General features: G+C 69.0%; 18 protein-coding genes and 1 pseudogene. 6 read left to right on the top strand and 13 right to left on the bottom strand.

Features of this window, described 5'->3' with window-relative positions:
* Nucleotides 1-25: 25 nt before the first annotated feature.
* The 12 genes and pseudogenes from BN2156_RS10340 to BN2156_RS10395 form a co-directional block, all read right to left on the bottom strand.
* A complete protein-coding gene (locus tag BN2156_RS10340; protein WP_090513116.1) occupies nt 26-349 on the bottom strand; it encodes an ArsR/SmtB family transcription factor in 324 nt (107 codons plus the stop codon).
* Nucleotides 346-840 (bottom strand): SRPBCC family protein, encoded by a 495-nt coding sequence (locus tag BN2156_RS10345; RefSeq protein ID WP_090513133.1) that lies wholly within the window; start codon nt 838-840, stop codon nt 346-348. Before BN2156_RS10345 ends, BN2156_RS10340 begins: the two co-directional genes overlap by 4 nt.
* A gap of 69 nt (nt 841-909) precedes the next feature.
* Complete coding sequence (locus BN2156_RS10350) at nt 910-1,920, bottom strand: uroporphyrinogen decarboxylase/cobalamine-independent methonine synthase family protein (protein WP_090513135.1); 1,011 nt, start codon at nt 1,918-1,920, stop codon at nt 910-912.
* Nucleotides 1,917-2,987: a tRNA 2-thiouridine(34) synthase MnmA gene (gene mnmA / locus BN2156_RS10355; protein WP_090513138.1), complete on the bottom strand. Its 1,071-nt coding sequence runs from the start codon at nt 2,985-2,987 to the stop codon at nt 1,917-1,919. Before mnmA ends, BN2156_RS10350 begins: the two co-directional genes overlap by 4 nt.
* Nucleotides 2,984-4,210, bottom strand: coding sequence for a cysteine desulfurase family protein (locus BN2156_RS10360; RefSeq protein WP_162490769.1), 1,227 nt, complete (start codon nt 4,208-4,210; stop codon nt 2,984-2,986). Before BN2156_RS10360 ends, mnmA begins: the two co-directional genes overlap by 4 nt.
* A 47-nt stretch (nt 4,211-4,257) precedes the next feature.
* Nucleotides 4,258-5,100, bottom strand: a complete 843-nt coding sequence (locus BN2156_RS10365) for a lysophospholipid acyltransferase family protein (RefSeq protein WP_090513140.1) — start codon at nt 5,098-5,100, stop codon at nt 4,258-4,260.
* A complete protein-coding gene (locus tag BN2156_RS10370) occupies nt 5,097-5,945 on the bottom strand; it encodes a GNAT family N-acetyltransferase (protein WP_090513157.1) in 849 nt (282 codons plus the stop codon). The genes BN2156_RS10365 and BN2156_RS10370 overlap by 4 nt, the downstream gene beginning before the upstream one ends.
* An 87-nt stretch (nt 5,946-6,032) precedes the next feature.
* Nucleotides 6,033-6,690: pseudogene (locus BN2156_RS31515) on the bottom strand (nitroreductase).
* Nucleotides 6,690-7,100, bottom strand: coding sequence for a cupin domain-containing protein (locus BN2156_RS10380; protein WP_090513158.1), 411 nt, complete (start codon nt 7,098-7,100; stop codon nt 6,690-6,692). The pseudogene BN2156_RS31515 and the gene BN2156_RS10380 overlap by 1 nt, the downstream one beginning before the upstream one ends.
* A 1-nt stretch (nt 7,101) precedes the next feature.
* Nucleotides 7,102-7,845, bottom strand: a complete 744-nt coding sequence (locus tag BN2156_RS10385; protein WP_090513161.1) for an SDR family oxidoreductase — start codon at nt 7,843-7,845, stop codon at nt 7,102-7,104.
* Between the two features lie 235 nt (nt 7,846-8,080).
* Nucleotides 8,081-9,037, bottom strand: a complete 957-nt coding sequence (locus BN2156_RS10390) for an electron transfer flavoprotein subunit alpha/FixB family protein (RefSeq protein WP_090513163.1) — start codon at nt 9,035-9,037, stop codon at nt 8,081-8,083.
* 33 nt (nt 9,038-9,070) lie between these two features.
* On the bottom strand, nt 9,071-9,862 hold the full coding sequence (locus BN2156_RS10395; RefSeq protein WP_090513165.1) for an electron transfer flavoprotein subunit beta/FixA family protein: 792 nt from the start codon (nt 9,860-9,862) through the stop codon (nt 9,071-9,073).
* A gap of 229 nt (nt 9,863-10,091) precedes the next feature.
* Between BN2156_RS10395 and BN2156_RS10400 the strand changes: the two genes are divergently transcribed.
* From BN2156_RS10400 to BN2156_RS10425, 6 genes are all read left to right on the top strand, one after another.
* Nucleotides 10,092-10,865, top strand: coding sequence for a class I SAM-dependent methyltransferase (locus BN2156_RS10400; RefSeq protein ID WP_090513167.1), 774 nt, complete (start codon nt 10,092-10,094; stop codon nt 10,863-10,865).
* 71 nt (nt 10,866-10,936) lie between these two features.
* A complete protein-coding gene (locus BN2156_RS10405; RefSeq protein ID WP_090515738.1) occupies nt 10,937-12,448 on the top strand; it encodes a 1,4-alpha-glucan branching protein domain-containing protein in 1,512 nt (503 codons plus the stop codon).
* 91 nt (nt 12,449-12,539) lie between these two features.
* Complete coding sequence (locus BN2156_RS10410; protein ID WP_090513170.1) at nt 12,540-13,781, top strand: glycosyltransferase family 4 protein; 1,242 nt, start codon at nt 12,540-12,542, stop codon at nt 13,779-13,781.
* Between the two features lie 40 nt (nt 13,782-13,821).
* The gene (locus BN2156_RS10415; protein ID WP_090513172.1) at nt 13,822-15,222 is read left to right on the top strand and encodes an MFS transporter; all 1,401 of its coding nucleotides are present in this window, start codon (nt 13,822-13,824) and stop codon (nt 15,220-15,222) included.
* Nucleotides 15,215-15,973 carry an ArsR/SmtB family transcription factor gene (locus BN2156_RS10420; RefSeq protein ID WP_090513175.1) on the top strand — a complete coding sequence of 253 codons (759 nt, stop codon included), beginning with the start codon at nt 15,215-15,217 and terminating at the stop codon, nt 15,971-15,973. The genes BN2156_RS10415 and BN2156_RS10420 overlap by 8 nt, the downstream gene beginning before the upstream one ends.
* Nucleotides 15,974-16,036: 63 nt before the next feature.
* Nucleotides 16,037-16,636: a hypothetical protein gene (locus BN2156_RS10425; RefSeq protein WP_407661661.1), complete on the top strand. Its 600-nt coding sequence runs from the start codon at nt 16,037-16,039 to the stop codon at nt 16,634-16,636.
* 9 nt (nt 16,637-16,645) lie between these two features.
* On the opposite strand, the gene BN2156_RS10430 is transcribed toward BN2156_RS10425, so the two are convergent.
* On the bottom strand, nt 16,646-17,389 hold the full coding sequence (locus BN2156_RS10430) for an acyltransferase (RefSeq protein WP_090513177.1): 744 nt from the start codon (nt 17,387-17,389) through the stop codon (nt 16,646-16,648).
* Nucleotides 17,390-17,489 lie beyond the last annotated feature (100 nt).

Consider the following 17,489-nt stretch of genomic DNA (forward strand, 5'->3'; position numbering starts at 1 on the left):
CAACAGTCTTCTCCCCCAACCGCTTTCAGTCCTCGACGTAGGCCCGCAGGCGGTCGAGCGCCTTGTCCCAGCGGTGCGACAGTGCCGTCAGGTAGTCGCTGGCCTGCACCAGTGGTTCGGGATGAATCCGCCAGATACGCTCGCGACCCTTGCGATCACTGGTCACCAGGCCCACCGCCTCCAGCAGCAGGAGGTGCTTGGTCGCGGCCTGCCGGGTGACCGGAATGACCTGTGTCAGTTGCACTGTCGAACAGGGGCCACCCTCACAGAGCCGGGTCACGATGCGCAATCGGTTGGGATCGCCGAGCGCGTCGAAGAGTGGCGCACGTTCGGCGACGGCGGCTGTCATACCGACTCGCCGAGCGCGAGGTACTTGCGCACCATCTCGGCCTGGTGGGCCCACCCCTGGCTGTTGGCCTCGAACGCCGAGCGCCGTCGCGCGGCGGGAACCGCGTCGAACCCCGATTCGACGATGCGCAGCAGGACCCCGCCATCGGCCTCGGCGAGGGTGAACTCGACGAGGGTGGTGGGCGCCGCCGGCTCGCGGGAGCCGGGTTCCACGGCGTAGGGATGCCAGCGGAAGGCCAGCCGATGCGGCGGCTCGACCGCCACGATGTGCCAGGCGTCGGCCTCACCGGCGTAGGGCTCCTGCATGGCGGCGACGTCGTCGTCGACCTCGGTGGGCGTCATCACCCCGTTGACCGATTCCCCGGCGATGAAGGGCCCGTCGAAGCGGACCCCGAACCATCGGCCGAATTCCTCGGAGTTGCTGATGGCCCGCCACACCCGGTCCAGCGGCGCCTTGAGCAGGACTTCCTTCTCGATCCGATCAGTACTCATACGCAACCTTTCAGTTGCCCTTCAGCGTAGAACGATGCGCGGTCAAGCGCAACCTTTTAGTTGCCTTTGTTAGATGGCGTCCGGATCTTCGGCGAATGCGTCGGCGGCCTTCTGCGTGAGTTCCACCGCGGTGCGCGCCCATTGCGACGTGGCCCCGGCCAGCCCGCAGGCCGGCGTGATCCCGATGCGGTCGCGCAGCACCGCCCGGGCGAAGCCGAGGCGGTCGGTGAGTGCCACCGCGGCCTTGGCGACCTCCTCGACCGAGGGTCTCCCCTCGGGCGCAGTCGCAGGCACCACGCCGAGCAGCACCGTTCGTCCCGAGTCGACGAACTCCCCGACACCGTCCAGATCCGCGGGCGACAGGGTCGAGACGTCGACCGATATCGCCTGAACAGCGCTGCGCAACAACGCCTTCCACGGCAGCTCCGGGGCACAGCTGTGCAGTGCGACATCAGAGCCGGCCGCCACCACGCACGCGTCGAGCAGGTTCATCGCCAACGCCTCGTCCACCGGATGCACCGGGGTGAAACTCGTGACCCCGGAGAGCCGGCCCGCCAGCGCGGCCGGCAGCGACGGCTCGTCGAGCTGGACCACCACCGGAGTCTCCAACCGCCGGGCCACCTCGGCTCGGTGGATCGCCAACCCTTCGGCAAGTGAGGCCGAAAGATCGCGCAGCGCACCGTGATCGGTGATGGCCCGATGTCCGTTGGGCAACTCCAGCTGTGCGGCCAGGGTGATCGGTCCGGGCGCCTGCACCTTGACCGCACGCCCACTACCCCGTAGCCCGGCCCGCTCCCAGGCTTCTTCCAGCGCGTCGATGTCCTCGCCGAGCAGGCTGACCGCCCGCCGCAGGGCAGCGCTGCGGCCACCGGCGATGCGGTACCCGCGCGGCACGGTGTCGACGCCGATGTCGACCAGCAGGGCCCCGGCCCGTCCGATCAGATCGGCACCGATCCCCCGCGCGGGCAGCTCGACGAGGTGCGACAGGGTGTGCAGTTCACCTACGACAACCTCGGCCGCGGCCCGCGGCTGTGTGCCGGGCCATGATCCGATACCGGTCGCCGCTGCGAAAACGGTCACGCGCGTGCGATGGTCGCGCTGGCGATGACCTCGTCACCGTCGGCGTCGGGCCGGTACAGAACCATCGTCTGGCCGGGCGCCACCCCGCGCAGCGGCCCCCGCAGAGAGACCTCCAGCCTGCCCTCGCGCAGCTCGGCCACCGCGTCGGTGATCCCGCCGTGCGCGCGCACCTGGACCTGGCATTCCACCGGGCCCTGCAGCGCCGCCCCGCCGGTGAACACCGGCTTGTTACCGGTCAGCTCCCAGATCTCGAGATCTTCGACCGGACCGACCCGGACGGTGCCCGTCTCGGCGTCGATCCCGGTGACATAGCGGGGACGACCGTCGGCACCCGGTCCCGCGATACCCAGACCCTTGCGCTGTCCGATGGTGAAGCCATGCACGCCTTCGTGTTCGGCGAGCACCGTGCCTTCGTTGTCGATCACCGAGCCGCGCCGCACCCCGATGCGGGCGCCCAGGAAGGCCTGGGTGTCCCCGGAGGGGATGAAGCAGATGTCGTGGCTGTCCGGCTTTTTCGCGACAGCCAGGCGACGCTCGGCGGCCTCGGCCCGGATCTGCGACTTGGGAGTGTCACCGATCGGGAAGATCGCGTGAGCCAGCTGCTCGGCAGTCAGCACACCCAGCACGTAGGACTGGTCCTTGTCGGCATCGACCGCGCGGCGCAGCCGGCCGTCGGCCAGCCGGGCGTAATGACCGGTGGCGACCGCATCGAATCCGAGCGCCAGCGCGCGTGCCGCCAGAGCAGAGAACTTGATCCGCTCGTTACACCGCACACAGGGATTCGGGGTCTCGCCGCGGGCGTACGACTCGACGAAGTCGTCGATCACGTCGTCCTTGAACCGGTCAGCGAAATCCCATACGTAGAACGGGATGTCGAGGATGTCGGCCACTCGGCGGGCATCGCCGGCATCCTCCTTCGAGCAGCAGCCCCGGGAGCCGGTGCGCAACGTCCCCGGCGCCGACGACAGCGCCATGTGCACACCGACCACGTCATGGCCGGCATCGACCATCCGTGCGGCGGCCACCGAGGAATCCACACCGCCGCTCATCGCGACCAGCACCCTCATGAGAACGTCCTCCCCGCGCTGGCCAGCGCCGCCTGCCGGGCCCGCTCGACGGCCGCAGGCAGCACCTCCAACACCGCGTCGATGTCAGCGTCGGTGCTGGTGTGCCCCAACGAGAATCGCAGCGACCCCCGCGCAGTGGCCGGGTCGGCACCCATGGCGATCAGGACGTGCGACGGCTGCGCCACGCCGGCGGTGCAGGCCGAGCCGGTGGAGCACTCCACGCCCTTGGCGTCGAGCAGCATCAGAAGCGAGTCACCTTCACAACCGCGGAAGGTGAAGTGGGTGTTGGCGGGAAGCCGGCCGGCTCCCCGCGGACCGTTGAGGTACGTGTCCTCGATCGTCGACAGCACCCCGTCGATCAACCGGTCCCGCAGCGCCTGCATCCGGGCGGCATGCTCGGCGAGCCCACCGATGGCCACCTCCGCGGCCGCGGCCATCGCCACGGTGCCGGCCACATCGGGCGTCCCGGAACGGACATCGCGCTCCTGCCCGCCGCCGTGCAGCAGCGGCACACAGGCGGTGTCACGCCGCAGCACCAACGCGCCGACGCCCATCGGGCCGCCGAACTTGTGCGCGGCGATGCTCATCGCCGCCAGCCCGGTCTCGGCGAAATCGACGGGGATCTGGCCGACGGCCTGGATGGCGTCGCTGTGCATCGGGACCTCGAACTCGGCCGCGATCGCAGCCAGTTCGGCGATCGCCATGATGGTGCCGACCTCGTTGTTGGCCCACATGATGCTGACCAGTGCCACGTCTGCGGGTCCGTCGCCGGCCTCCAGTGCCGCGCGCAGCGACTCGGGGGCGACGACCCCCTCGGCGTCCACCGGCAGCCAGGTCACCTCGGCGCCCTCATGGTCGACCAGCCACTGCACGGCATCCAGAACCGCGTGGTGCTCGACGGCGGTGGTGATGATGCGGCGCCGCGTCGGCTCGGCATCGCGGCGGGCCCAGTAGATGCCCTTGACGGCGAGGTTGTCGCTCTCGGTGCCCCCGGCGGTGAAGATCACCTCCGAGGGACGGCAGCCCAGCAGGTGGGCCAGCGTCTCGCGGGCCTCTTCCATCCGCCGACGCGCCGTCCGGCCGGAACCATGCAGCGACGACGCATTGCCGACGGTGGCCAGCGCAGCGGTCATCGCCTCGATGGCAGCGGCGTGCATCGGGGTGGTGGCGGCGTGATCGAGATAGACCGGCCCGCCTGAGGAGGAGGTCAGGATGGAGGCCATAACCCTCCTAGGATAGCCGCTGGCAGGCGGCCCTCCCTCCGGCCGCCTCAGGCCGCCAGGACGTGCGCGGGAGCGCCGGGGAGCTCCTGGTGGCCCCGCACCACCGCCTCGCAGCGCCCGGCCAGTGCCCGGCGGTCGTCTCCGGGCAGCTGCAGCGACCCGACATGCACGTGGCACACGGTGCGACGTGCGGTGATGACGCGCCGCACCGACCGCAGCAGGGTGTCCTCTCCCACGAAGGCCGGAATCGTCGACGGCCGGCCGTCGCGGTGGCGGTAGACCAGCCGCAGCGGCTGTACCGGCCGGGCCGCGTCGATCGCGGCCTGGAACATCGCGGGCCGGAAGGGTCCGTAGGCCAGTCCGCACCAGGTGGTGCCCTCCGGAAACGCCACCACCGTGTGCCCGGCACGCAGCCGCTCGGCCACGGTGTGCACCACCGCGGGCAGCCGGCGCAAGCTGCCCCGGTCGATCGGGATGACCTTCATCACTCGGGCCAGTCGGCCCAACGCGGGCCATTCCACCAGATCGGCACGGGCCACGAACGAGCCCGGCAGCACCGCACCGATGGTGAAGATGTCGAGCCACGACACGTGCCCACTGACCACGAGCACGCCCTGCAGGTTTCGAATGGGCCCGCCCGACAATGTCACTCGCACGCCGAAGCAGCGCAGCATCAACCGGCAGTAGAACCGCTGCACGTGCGAGCGGCCCGGCATCGGCACCGCCAGCAGCACCGCGCAGGGGAACAGGACGACGGCCATGACAACCCGGATGCTGGTGCGGATCCAGACCACGAGGCGGCGACCGGCGTCGGCGCCGCCGGCATATACGCAGCTGCCATCGCACGATGCCTTGGGCAGCCAGGAATGTTCACACGGGGCTGTGGTCATGATGCGCCCCCGGCCGTCCCGTCGGCCATGTCGGCTGCTGCCGATACCGAGCGCAGACGCTTCAGGTAGCGGACGTCGGCACGGCGCTTGTCCAGCAGCGCCGGGAAATCCCCCACCCCGAAGTCGGGGTCGTGGGCCGGCTCTCCGCACACCTGTGCGCCCAGGCGCAGATAACCGCGCATCAGCGGCGGCACCGTGGTGCGCGACGGTGGGTCGATGTCGTCGAGCCCTTTGCCGGCCAGGACCACCGGCCGGTACGGGTACACCGTGTGCTCGGCGGGTGCGGCGTGGCGACGCCGTACGAAGTCCCGGACGCCGCGGATCTGGGTGCCGGGCGGACCGTCGGCGTTGCCGGCGACCGGCACCGAGACGCAGCCCGTCACGTAGTCGTAGCCGGAGCGGTCGAGGTAGGCCAGGATCCCCGCCCACATGAGCAGGACGACGGCGCCGTTGCGGTGATCGGCCCGCACCACCGCACGCCCCATCTCGACCAGGGACGGCCGCAGCGCGTCGAGACCGCGTACGTCGAACTCGGTGGCGGTGTAGAGCCCGCCCGCGGCGATGGCGCCCGGCGGGGGCAGCATCCGGTAGCAGCCCACCAGCTCACCGGTGCGGTCCTCGCGCACCAGCAGGTGGTCGCAATGCTGGTCGAACCGGTCGGCGTCTCGCCCGTCGGTGGCCGCGGTGAGCGCGAATCCGGGTTCGGAGGTGAACACGTCATGACGAAGCCGCTGGGCGGCTTCGATGAGCTCGGGATCGGCGGACAACAACAGGGTGTAGCGGGGCGCATCGGGCGCCGCGCTGTCGGCGTGATCAGCGGCGATGAGTACAGATGCAGTGCTCATAACCAGCACGGTCGCCCAGTCGGGTCTCCATACGGCATCGCCCGTGTGACATGTCTGTGAGCGCCAGGTGACTTTTTGGGCGGCGCCCTAGGCGTCGAGAAACACCACGTTCTCACCGATCGGATTGCGCGGTGTATCCAGGTTGTTGGCGGGGAACTCGGGGTCGGCGTAGCCGATCGACACCCCGCTCAGGATCGTCAGATCGTCAGGGATGCCGAGTTGTTCACGCAGCACATCGGGATAGAACGAGATCGACACCTGCACGCAACTGCCGAGACCCCGTTCGTTCAACGCGAGCAGCAGGGTCTGCAGGAACATGCCGACCCCCATCGCATCGACATTCGTGAAATCTCGATGCATGCAGACCACTCCGGCCACGGAAGGCACAGGAGAACGGCGTGCGCTTCTGGGCCGCCCAGCGCCCCTGGGCGTCATCGCGGGCGATTCCCATCGCCCCGTAGACCAGGGCACCGCTCTCCCTGCGAAGGTGGGCGAACCGCGGCGGCAGGCCCGCCGAACCTATCGCCGGAGGTGCCGCCTCGACCGCGGCGAGCAGCGCGTCCACCAGTCGGACGCGCCGCTCACCGGTGGCGAAGAAGACGTGCCAGGGCTGCGTGTTGGAGTTCGACGGCGCCCGCACTGCCAGCGCGAGCGCCTCGTCCAGAAGCTCCCGCGGAACATGCTTGTCCGGCAAGAACATCCGCGACGACCGACGCGACCGGACCACGTCGGAGAACTCGGCCATCAGCGCACTCGCCGGTCCTTGCGGGCTTCGAGTTCCTCGTCCTCGACGATGACGAGCATCGGCTGACCGGGCACGCACAACATGTTGACGAGAAACTTCAGCGGAACGTCGTCGCGATTGTTGGCATCCGAGTAGTGGATGACGTCGCCGCCGGGTTCCCAGAAGGCCTCCCCCGCCTTGACCACCCGCGGCGGCTCACCCTCCAGCTCGAACAGCATCTCGCCCTCGAGCACGTAGCCGAAGGCAGGTCCGGCGGGATGGCGGTGTGGCGGCGCCCCGGGTGATCCGGCGGGCCACTCGATGATCGTCGTCATCACCTCGGCGTTCGGCGGGATGAACGGCGGTGTCACGCTGGCGATCACGGTCATCGCGTCGTGGAGGGCTTTTTCCTGCTCCGCTGTGACCGGCATGTCAGTGCGCCCCGGCCCATGCGGCCCAACGGGTTTCACCCAGAATCCCGTCGTCACCGGTGACCAAGCTGTCGTCGTCTACGGCGGTGCCGAAGTACGTCGCCTGCGGATCGACCACGACGGGCTTGTCGTCGCCCTGCGCGGCCAGTACCGCGCGCGCCATGTCGGCGAACGAGATCTTGTCGGGCCCACCGATGTTGACGATCCCGTCGAGTGGAGCGCCCTGCGCCACCTTGGCCACCTCATCGGCGACGTCGTCGACGGAGATCAGCTGGATCCGCGCATCGGGAACCCGCACCTCGTCGCCCACCACGAGCGACCCGGTGATGGCTTCGGCGAACTCCTGGAACTGTGTGGCCCGCACGATCGAGTACGGCAGTCCGGATTCGGTGATGTTGTTCTCCTGGGCCACCTTGGCCCGCATGTAGCCGCTGTCGGGCAGGCCGTCGGTCCCCACGATCGACAGCGCGACGTAGTGTCCGACACCGGTCTCCTTCGCCGCGGCCACCAGATTGCGCGAGGACGCGGTGAAGAAGTCCATCACCGGGCCGTCGTCGAACGAAGGCGAGTTGACCACGTCGACGAGTGCGTCGGCGCCGCTGAGCGCCTCCACCAGACCCTCACCGGTGAGGACGTTGGCACCCGATGACAGGGAGGCGGCCACCACGTCGTGGCCGGCCTCGGTGAGCAACCGCACCACCCGCGAGCCGATCTGGCCGCTGGCCCCTATGACTGTGATTTTCATCGTGCGAATCCCTTCTCTGGCGTGCTGACAGGACCAACACTGGCACCGCGGGCCGAGATTCAAACCCTGGAAAATCCGTAGTCGGCACGCCAAAGTGACTCTCGGGCTCGCGCTTGACTCCAGCGTGACACCCGGCGCGCGGTGTGTGCGCGATTCGCGCCAGACCGCCCCCACACAGCACAGAACCCCGGGCACCACAGGGTGCACCGGGGTTCTGCGTTGACGCGTTGGGGATCTATCCCTTGCGGGCCTTGACCGCCTCGGTCAGCTGCGGGCTGACCTTGAACAGGTCACCGACGATGCCGAGGTCGGCGATCTCGAAGATCGGCGCTTCCTCGTCCTTGTTCACCGCGATGATCGTCTTGGAGGTCTGCATGCCGGCACGGTGCTGGATCGCGCCGGAGATGCCCAGGGCGATGTACAGCTGCGGCGACACCGTCTTGCCGGTCTGGCCGACCTGGAACTGGCCCGGGTAGTAACCCGAGTCGACCGCGGCGCGGGAGGCGCCGACGGCGCCGCCCAGCGAGTCGGCCAGCTCTTCGACGACCGAGAAGCTCTCGGCGCTGCCGACGCCACGGCCACCGGCGACCACGACGCTGGCCTCGGTGAGCTCGGGGCGGTCACCGGCAACGGCGGGCTCGCGCTTGGTGATCTTGGTCGCGTTCTCGGCCTGGGCCGGGACCTCGACGTTGACGACCTCGCCGGCACCGTCGGCCGGGGCGGCCTCGATCGAGCCCGGACGCACGGTGATGACCGGGGTGTCGCTGGTGACCTGGGCCTCGACGGTGAAGGCGCCACCGAAGATGCTGTGGACACCCACCGCACCCTCCTTGACGTCGACCACGTCGACCAGCAGACCCGAGCCGATGCGCGCGGCCAGGCGAGCGGCGATTTCCTTGCCGTCAGCGGTGGCGGCGAGGATCACGCCGGCGGGGGCGGCCGACTCGGCCAGCCCGGCCAGCACGTCGACGACGGGGGTGACCAGGTAGTTCTCCGCGTCGTCGGACTCGGCGACGTAGATCTTGGCCGCACCGGCGGCCTTCAGGCCGTCGACCAGCGGGGCCGCGGTGCCCGGCTTGCCCACCACGACAGCGGCAGGCTCACCCAGCACGCGGGCGGCGGTGATGAGCTCGGCGCTGACCTTCTTCAATGCGCCTTCGGAGTGCTCAACGAGCACAAGTACTTCAGCCATGAGTTCTCGTTATGTCTTTCGGAAGTGGGTGGGCTAGATGAGCTTTTGCGCGACCAGGTACTCGGCGATCTTCGTGCCGCCGTCACCTTCGTCGGTCACCTTCTCACCGGCGGTCTTCGGCGGCTTCGGGGTCGAAGACAGCACCTTGGAACCGGCATTGGCAACGCCGACCTCATCGGCTTCCACGCCGATCTCGGCGAGGGTGAGCACGGTGACTTCCTTCTTCTTGGCGGCCATGATGCCCTTGAAGGAGGGGAAGCGGGGCTCGTTGATCTTCTCGTTGACGCTGACCACGGCCGGCAGCGAGGCCTCGAGGCTGAAAACGCCCTCGTCGGTCTCACGCTCAGCGGTGACCTTGCCGCCCTCGACGCTCAGCTTGCGCACGTGGGTGAGCTGCGGCAGGCCCAGGTACTCGGCGATCACGGCCGGGACCGCGCCGCCGACACCGTCGGTGGCCTCGTTGCCGGCGATGACCAGCTCGGTGCCCTCGATGGTGCCCAGCGCGCGGGCCAGCGCCCAGCCCGTCTGGATCACGTCGGAGCCGTGCAGGCCGTCGTCCTTGAGGTGCACAGCCTTGTCGGCACCCATGGACAGCGCCTTGCGGATCGCCTCGGTGGCGCGCTCCGGACCGGCGGTCAGCACGGTGACAGTGCTGTCGCCGCCCTCACGCTCCTTGATCAACAGCGCCTCTTCCACGGCGCGCTCGTTGATCTCGTCGAGCACGGCGTCGGCAGCCTCGCGGTCGAGGGTGAAATCGCCGTCGGACAGCTTGCGCTCCGACCAAGTGTCTGGGACCTGTTTGATCAGGACCACGATGTTCGTCATGACTCTGGTTCGTCCTCCTCGATGAGACCGGTGGCCCGGGCTCATATCACGTTCTAGGCAACTAGCATCATGTTACCGGTCGGTAACTTTTGATGGTTCGCAGGAACACCATAGCTGGTCGGAGTTTGTATTCCGGCCTCCCCTACCACACCCCTGAGGTATCCGAACCGTAGGTTGAATCGCCACCGACCCCTTCAACCTGGGTAAGGCTGGGTTAGCCTGCCTTCCAATGAGCGCATTCGTTGGCGACCCGGATCACGCCCTACCCCTGACCGGCGAGCGGACCATCCCCGGCCTGGCGGAGGAGAACTACTGGTTTCGCCGGCATGAGGTGGTGTATCAGCGGCTGGCCGGCCGGTGCGTCGATCGCGAGGTCCTGGAGGCCGGCTGCGGTGAGGGCTACGGTGCCGACCTGATCGCCGACGTGGCGCGCCGAGTCGTCGCGCTGGACTACGACGAGGCCACGGTGGCCCACGTGCGGGCCCGCTACCCCAGGGTGCAGATCCAGCACGGAAACCTCGCCGAGCTGCCGCTGGCCGACCAGTCGGTCGACGTCGTGGTGAACTTCCAGGTCATCGAACACCTGTGGGATCAAGGCCAATTCGTCTCCGAGTGCTTCCGGGTGCTGCGGCCCGGCGGCGTGTTCCTGGTCTCCACCCCCAACCGGATCACCTTCTCCCCCGGTCGGGACACCCCGCTCAACCCGTTCCACACCCGTGAACTCAATGCCGCGGAGCTGACCGAACTGCTGCACGACGCCGGATTCAACGTCGAGTCGATGCTCGGCGTCTTCCACGGCGCCGGGCTGGCGAAACTGGACGCCCGGCACGGCGGCTCGATCATCGAGGCGCAGGTGCAGCGCGCCGTGGCCGACGCACCGTGGCCCGAGGAACTGCTCGCAGACGTGGCGGCGGTGAGCATCGACGACTTCGACCTGACCTCCGCCGACGAGCGCAACATCGACGACAGCCTCGATCTGGTGGCGATCGCGGTGCGGCCGTGACGCATTCCACTCGGGAGGCCGACCCCGACCCGGTACCTCGGCGCCATGTCGCCGGCAATCCGGCTCCGGGTTTGTTCACGCTCGTCCTGCATACCCATCTGCCCTGGCTGGCTCATCACGGCCGCTGGCCGGTCGGCGAGGAGTGGCTCTACCAGTCCTGGGCGGCGGCGTACCTGCCGTTGATGCGGGTATTGCGCGGGCTGGCCGCCGAGGACCGCAGCCATCTGATCACCCTCGGCATGACGCCGGTGGTCACCGCACAGCTCGATGACCCCTACTGCCTGACGGGCATGCATCACTGGCTGGCCAACTGGCAGCTGCGCGCCCAGGAGGCCACCACATTGCGCGAGCCGGAAGGCTTGCGGCAGTTCGGCATTCGTGAGTACGCCGAGGCGGGCGCGGCCATCGAGGAATTCACCACCCATTGGCGGCACGGCGCCAGCGGGCTGCTGCGCCAGCTGATCGACGCCGAGACCATCGAGCTGCTCGGCGGCCCGCTGTCACACCCGTTCCAGCCGCTGCTCAACCCGCGGCTGCGCGAGTTCGCGCTGCGCGAAGGCCTGGCTGACGCCCAGCAGCGGTTCGCTCAAACCCCGGTCGGCATCTGGGCACCCGAATGCGCGTACGCGCCCGGCATGGAGACCGGATATGCCGCCGCCGGTGTCGGGCACTTCATGGTCGACGGACCGTCGCTGCACGGTGACACCGCGCTCGGCCGGCCGGTCGGCGAGACCGACGTGGTGGCTTTCGGGCGCGACCTGCAGGTCAGCTACCGGGTGTGGTCGCCGAAGTCCGGCTACCCCGGCCACGCCTCCTACCGGGATTTCCACACCTACGACCACACCACCGGCCTCAAGCCGTCCCGGGTCACCGGTCGCAACGTCCCGTCCGAGGAGAAGGCACCCTACGACCCGCAGCGCGCCGACCGCGCGATCGACGAGCATGTCGCCGACTTCGTCGAGGTGGTGCGCCGCCGGCTGATCAGCGAGAGCGAGCGGATCGGCCGTCCGGCACACGTGGTGGCCGCATTCGACACCGAGCTGTTCGGGCACTGGTGGTACGAGGGGCCGGAGTGGCTGGGCCGGGTGCTGCGGGCCCTGCCCGCGGCCGGTGTGCGGGTGGGCACCCTCGCCGATGCCAAGGCCGGCGGATTCATCGGTTCTCCGGTCGAATTGCCGCCCAGCTCATGGGGTTCGGGCAAGAACTGGCAGGTCTGGAACGGCGAGAAGGTGGCCGATCTGGTGCAGCTCAACAGCGAGGTGGTCGACGGCGCGCTGAGCACCGTGGACAAGGCGCTCACCCAGCATGCCGCGGTCGGCGCACCGACCGCCCGTGACCGGGTGGCCGATCAGATCCTGCGAGAGACACTGTTGACCGTGTCCAGCGACTGGCCGTTCATGGTGAGCAAGGATTCGGCCGCCGACTATGCGCGCTACCGGGCCCATCTGCACGCCCACGCCACGCGCGAGATCTCCGACGCGCTGGCCTCGGGCCGTCGCGACCATGCCGAGCGGCTCGCCGACGGCTGGAACAAGGCCGACGGACTGTTCGGCGCCCTCGACGCCCGGCGTCTGCCAAAATGACCCCCAGCGCGAGCGTGCGCGTCTGCCGCCCGACACGCCGCCGATCCACAGCATTGTCCGCACAGTCGCACCGGCATGAAGGCACGCAGTCATGAAGATCCTGATGGTGTCATGGGAGTACCCGCCCGTCGTCGTCGGCGGTCTGGGCCGGCACGTGCACCACCTGGCCACCGCGCTGGCCGAAGCGGGCCACGAGATCGTGGTGCTCAGCCGCAGGCCCACCGACACCGATCCGAGCACCCACCCGTCGACCGACGAGGTCAGCGAGGGCGTGCGGGTGGTGGCCGCCGCGCAGGATCCACACGAGTTCGTGTTCGGCACCGACATGATGGCCTGGACGCTGGCCATGGGTCATGCCATGGTGCGCACCGGCCTTGCCGTCAAAGACAATTCGGGTGACCGCTGGGTCCCCGACCTGGTTCACGCCCACGACTGGCTGGTGGCCCACCCGGCCATCGCGCTGGCCGAATACTTCGATGTACCACTGGTTTCCACCATCCATGCCACCGAGGCGGGCCGGCATTCCGGATGGGTTTCCGGCTCGATCAGCCGGCAGGTGCATGCCGTGGAATCCTGGCTGGTGCGCGAATCCGATTCGCTCATCACGTGTTCGGCCTCGATGAGCGACGAGATCACCCAGCTGTTCGGACCGGAACTGTCCGAGATCAGGGTGATCCGCAACGGCATCGACGCCGACCTCTGGCCGTTCGCGCCGCGACGCCCGCGCCAGGGCCCACCCGAGTTGCTCTACCTCGGTCGCCTGGAGTACGAGAAGGGCGTGCACGACGCGATCGCGGCCCTGCCCCGTATCCGGCGAGCGCACCCCGGCACCACGCTGACCATCGCCGGTGACGGCACCCAGCAGCAGTGGCTCGTCGAGCAGGCTCGCAAGCACAAGGTGCTCAAGGCAACCCGGTTCGTCGGGCGGCTCGGTCACGAGGAGCTGCTGCAGGCCCTGCAGTCCGCCGACGCGGCGGTGCTGCCCAGCCATTACGAGCCGTTCGGCATCGTGGCGCTGGAGGCCGCGGCCACCGGAACGCCGCTGGTGACCTCGAACGTGGGCGGCCTTGGTGAAGCCGTGATCGATGGCCAGACCGGAATGTCCTTCGCGCCAAGGGATGTGGCGGGGCTGGCGGCGGCGGTACGCGCCGTGCTCGACGATCCCGAGGCCGCGCAGCGCCGGGCGATCGCCGCCCGCGAGCGGCTCAGCGCCGACTTCGACTGGCACACTGTGGCCGCCGAGACCAGTCAGGTCTATCTGGCTGCCAAACGGGCCGAGCGGGAACCGCATCCCCGCCGCCCGATCGTCGAGCACGCACTGCCCGACCGCTGATTCGACCGGCGTCGAATCAATCCGCACTTAGCGTGCGGGTATGGCTCCACAACGATCCCCCGTCGTCACGCTGATCGCCGCTTATCTCGGGCTGTTCATCGGCCTGGTCGACGCGAACGCCGTCAACCTGGCGCTCCCGGCGATCGGCGCCGACCTGGGCGGCGGGGTGACCGGTGCGCAGTGGACCATCGACGCCTACAACGTCACGTTCGCGGCGTTCCTGCTCACCGCGGGATCGTTGGGTGACCGGTTCAGCCGGCGCCGCATGCTGCGGATCGGCCTGGCCATCTTCGTCGCGGCCTCGATCGCCTGCGCGCTGAGCCCGTCGTTGACGTTGTTACTGGTGGCCCGGGCGGTCCAGGGGCTCGGCGCGGCGATGATGCTGCCGCAGGGCCTGGCCATCGCCGCAGCGGTCTATCCGGATCCGCGCGGGCGGGCCCGGGCCACTGCGGCGTGGGCGATGGCCGCGGCGAGCAGCACCGCGCTGGGACCCCTGCTGGGCGGCGTCCTGGCCGACACCAGCGGCTGGCGTTGGATCTTCTGGGTCAACGTGCCGATCGGCCTGCTCGCGCTGGTCATGAGCGTCTCGTACCTGCCCGATTCGCGCGATCCGCACGCCGCACGCCTCGACCTGGGCGGTCAGTGCCTGGCCGTCCTGGCCCTGGGCACCACGACACTGCTGCTGGTCGAGGGGCACGACTGGCATTGGCAGCAGACGGTGGCAATCGGCGCGACGGCCCTGGCCGCGTGCGCCGCATTCCTGGCTGCCCAGCGCCGCAGCCCGCATCCGATGCTGCCGCTGGACGTGTTCGGCAGCCGCCACCTGATCGGCGCCCTGCTGGCCACATTCGCGATGACGTTCGGCATCTACGGCCTGCTTCTGGTGAACAGCTTTGCCTTTCAACAGCTCCGGGGCGCCGGCGCACTGGCCACAGCCGTGTGGTTCCTGCCGATGGCGGTCGTCTACCTGCTGCTGATCCCGGTCGCCAATCGGCTGGCCCGCCGGACCGGGCCACGCCCGCCGATGGCCGCCGGCCTGACCCTGATGGCGGCGGGATCTCTGCTCTACGCCACAGCCGGACCATTGGGCGCCATCGGGTGGCTGGAGTTGTCCTTGGTGCTCGCGGGGGCGGGGCTGGCCCTCAACACCGGCCCGGCGGTGACGCTGGCGATGGCCGCGATCCCGCTGGGGCGGACGGGCCTGGCCGCGGGCGTGGTGAATCTGGCGAGGCTGCTGGGTATCACTGTCGGGGTCGCGGTGTTGGGTAGTGCCATGACGGTCGTGGGCGGTGCGGCAGGGGTACGGACCGCACTGCTGGTTGGTGCCGGATGTCAGTTGTTCGGCGCGGTACTGGCGCTACGGCTGACCCGACGCACCCGGACGCCCGCTGCGGCAGCCCAAGCTGACCGGACCCTCAGGAAGGAGTCATGCCATGCGTGAAGCCCGGGAACTGGCTGGGGCAACCGAGTTGGACATCTCCGCGGTGGCCGCGCTGCTGGCCGATCCGGCCCGCTGCAAGGTGCTGCTGGCGCTCGACGACGGCCGCGCCCTGCCGGCCAGTGTGCTGGCCGATGAGGCAGGCGTGAGCCGCCCTACGGCCAGCAGTCATCTCGCCAAGCTGACGGAGGCCGGTCTGCTCACGGTCCGCACGCAGGGCCGTCACCGCTACTACCGGCTGGCCGGGCCGGAGGTCGGTGCGCTCATCGAGCAACTCGGTCGGCTGGCGCCGGCCCGGCCCGTCACCTCCTTGCGGGAGGGCACCCGCGCGGCGCGGCTGCGCTCGGCCCGGACCTGTTATGACCACATCGCCGGCCGGCTCGGTGTGCAGCTCATGGGCAGCCTGCTCGATCGCGGCGTACTCACCGGCGGCGACGGGTGGTTTCACCCCGGCGGCACCGACCGGCTGAGCAGCCCTGGCCACGATGTGCCCTATCAGCTCACCGCGGACGGTCAGCGCCTGCTGCGTCAGATGGGTATCGAATTACCCACCGGCCCAAGGCCTCTGGTCCGCTACTGTGTCGACTGGACCGAGCAGCGCCACCATGTCGCCGGCGGATTGGGCCGGGCGATTCTCGACCACTTCCTGGCCGCGGAATGGCTGCGCCGTACCCCGCGTCACCGTGCCCTCACCGTCACCAGTTCGGGGCGGGCCGCCCTCAACGATCGATTCGGCATCGACTGGACCGGTTGACGCGCGCGTTCGAGAATCGCCGATCCGGGCCCGCTGGCGATGGCCGCCAAGCACAATCGAGGCGTGACCCGGACCTGGAGACTCGGTATACGTACGGCCTGCACCGCATTCGCCGGCGCAACGCTCGCACTCGGCCTGGCCGCCCCGGCAACCGCCGAACCAGCGCCCACGTTGCCCGCGTTCGTGCCCCACCCGTCGGACTGGACGCCGAACTACACAGTGTTCCCCTACAACCTGTGGCAGGTCCGCGTCACCCCCGAGCAGATCGACGCGCAACGCGAGTCCTGCCAGTGGTTCAACGCGCAGTACGGCACGTTGATGGGTCAGATCGTGGGCTTCCAGCGTTTCCTGGGCGAGCAGCACGACTATTGGACCGCGCCCGGTGTGCAGGCCGCCGGCGATGCCGTGAAAGCCAACGTCGATCAGTCCGCGGCGTTCCTGGATCCCCGCGCCCACATCTTGTACATCACCAATTACCCGGACCAGAGCCAGTATTCACCGCTGTACAACGGCGACTCGATCTATCACCTGTGGTACCAGTTCACCCAGATCAGCGACAAGATCGCCAAGCAGCAGCCGGCCGGCGTCATCAACGCCAACATCGCCACCGCCAATGTCTACGGGAACACGATCCGCGACTCCGGGGTGTGCGACAGGGCTTGAACGGTCCGCTCAGTTGCTGTTGGCAGCCTTCTTGCGCTCTATGTCGGCCAGTGCCGCAGCAAGTTCGGCGCGCTCGGCGGCCGACGTCTCCCAGTCCAGCTTGCGGTTCTTGACCACCTTGGCCGGCGCCCCGACGGCGATCGAGTAATCGGGGATCTCACCCTTGACCACGGCATGGGCACCCAGCACGCAGCCGCGGCCGATCGAGGTGTTGCGCAGGATGGTGACCTTGGCGGCGATCCAGGTGTCCGGGCCGATCCGCACCGGGCCCTTGATGATGCCCTGGTCCTTGATGGGCATGTCGATGTTGTCCATCTTGTGGTCGAAGTCGCAGACGTAGCACCAGTCCGCCATCAGCGCGGAGTCGCCGAGCTCGATGTCCAGGTAGGTGTTGATCACGTTGTCGCGGCCAAGCACCACCTTGTCCCCGATGCGCAGCGAGCCCTCGTGGCAGCGGATGGTGTTCTTGTCGCCGATGTGCACCCAGCGGCCGATCTCCATCTGCGCCAGCTCAGGGGTGCACTGGATTTCCACACCCTTGCCGAGGAACACCATGCCGCGGGTGATGATGTGCGGGTTGGCCAGCTTGAACTTCAGCAGCCGCCAGTACCGCACCAGGTACCACGGCGTGTAGGCCTTGTTGTCGAGCACCCATTTCAGCGACGCCTTCGTCAGGAAGTCGGCCTGGCGCGGGTCACGCAGCCGGGAGCCACGCCAGCGCTTGTGAATCGGGGCGCCCCACATCGTCGTCATGGCCGGACAGCCTACGCGAGGACGTCAGACGGGCATCCGGGTCGCTCCGCTCCTGTACTGCCGCACGCGTCCCGGGTCACTGCGCTCCGGGCCTCCGGAC

The organism is Mycolicibacterium neworleansense (assembly GCF_001245615.1).
GTDB lineage: Bacteria > Actinomycetota > Actinomycetes > Mycobacteriales > Mycobacteriaceae > Mycobacterium > Mycobacterium neworleansense.

Bases quoted from the DNA above. Each gene is read 5' to 3' on its own strand.
- BN2156_RS10340 (WP_090513116.1), bottom strand. From the start codon at position 349: ATGACAGCCGCCGTCGCCGAACGTGCGCCACTCTTCGACGCGCTCGGC.
- BN2156_RS10345 (WP_090513133.1), bottom strand. From the start codon at position 840: ATGAGTACTGATCGGATCGAGAAGGAAGTCCTGCTCAAGGCGCCGCTG.
- mnmA (WP_090513138.1), bottom strand. From the start codon at position 2,987: ATGAGGGTGCTGGTCGCGATGAGCGGCGGTGTGGATTCCTCGGTGGCC.
- BN2156_RS10360 (WP_162490769.1), bottom strand. From the start codon at position 4,210: ATGGCCTCCATCCTGACCTCCTCCTCAGGCGGGCCGGTCTATCTCGAT.
- BN2156_RS10365 (WP_090513140.1), bottom strand. From the start codon at position 5,100: ATGACCACAGCCCCGTGTGAACATTCCTGGCTGCCCAAGGCATCGTGC.
- BN2156_RS10370 (WP_090513157.1), bottom strand. From the start codon at position 5,945: ATGAGCACTGCATCTGTACTCATCGCCGCTGATCACGCCGACAGCGCG.
- BN2156_RS10380 (WP_090513158.1), bottom strand. From the start codon at position 7,100: ATGCCGGTCACAGCGGAGCAGGAAAAAGCCCTCCACGACGCGATGACC.
- BN2156_RS10385 (WP_090513161.1), bottom strand. From the start codon at position 7,845: ATGAAAATCACAGTCATAGGGGCCAGCGGCCAGATCGGCTCGCGGGTG.
- BN2156_RS10390 (WP_090513163.1), bottom strand. From the start codon at position 9,037: ATGGCTGAAGTACTTGTGCTCGTTGAGCACTCCGAAGGCGCATTGAAG.
- BN2156_RS10395 (WP_090513165.1), bottom strand. From the start codon at position 9,862: ATGACGAACATCGTGGTCCTGATCAAACAGGTCCCAGACACTTGGTCG.
- BN2156_RS10400 (WP_090513167.1), top strand. From the start codon at position 10,092: ATGAGCGCATTCGTTGGCGACCCGGATCACGCCCTACCCCTGACCGGC.
- BN2156_RS10410 (WP_090513170.1), top strand. From the start codon at position 12,540: ATGAAGATCCTGATGGTGTCATGGGAGTACCCGCCCGTCGTCGTCGGC.
- BN2156_RS10415 (WP_090513172.1), top strand. From the start codon at position 13,822: ATGGCTCCACAACGATCCCCCGTCGTCACGCTGATCGCCGCTTATCTC.
- BN2156_RS10420 (WP_090513175.1), top strand. From the start codon at position 15,215: ATGCGTGAAGCCCGGGAACTGGCTGGGGCAACCGAGTTGGACATCTCC.
- BN2156_RS10430 (WP_090513177.1), bottom strand. From the start codon at position 17,389: ATGACGACGATGTGGGGCGCCCCGATTCACAAGCGCTGGCGTGGCTCC.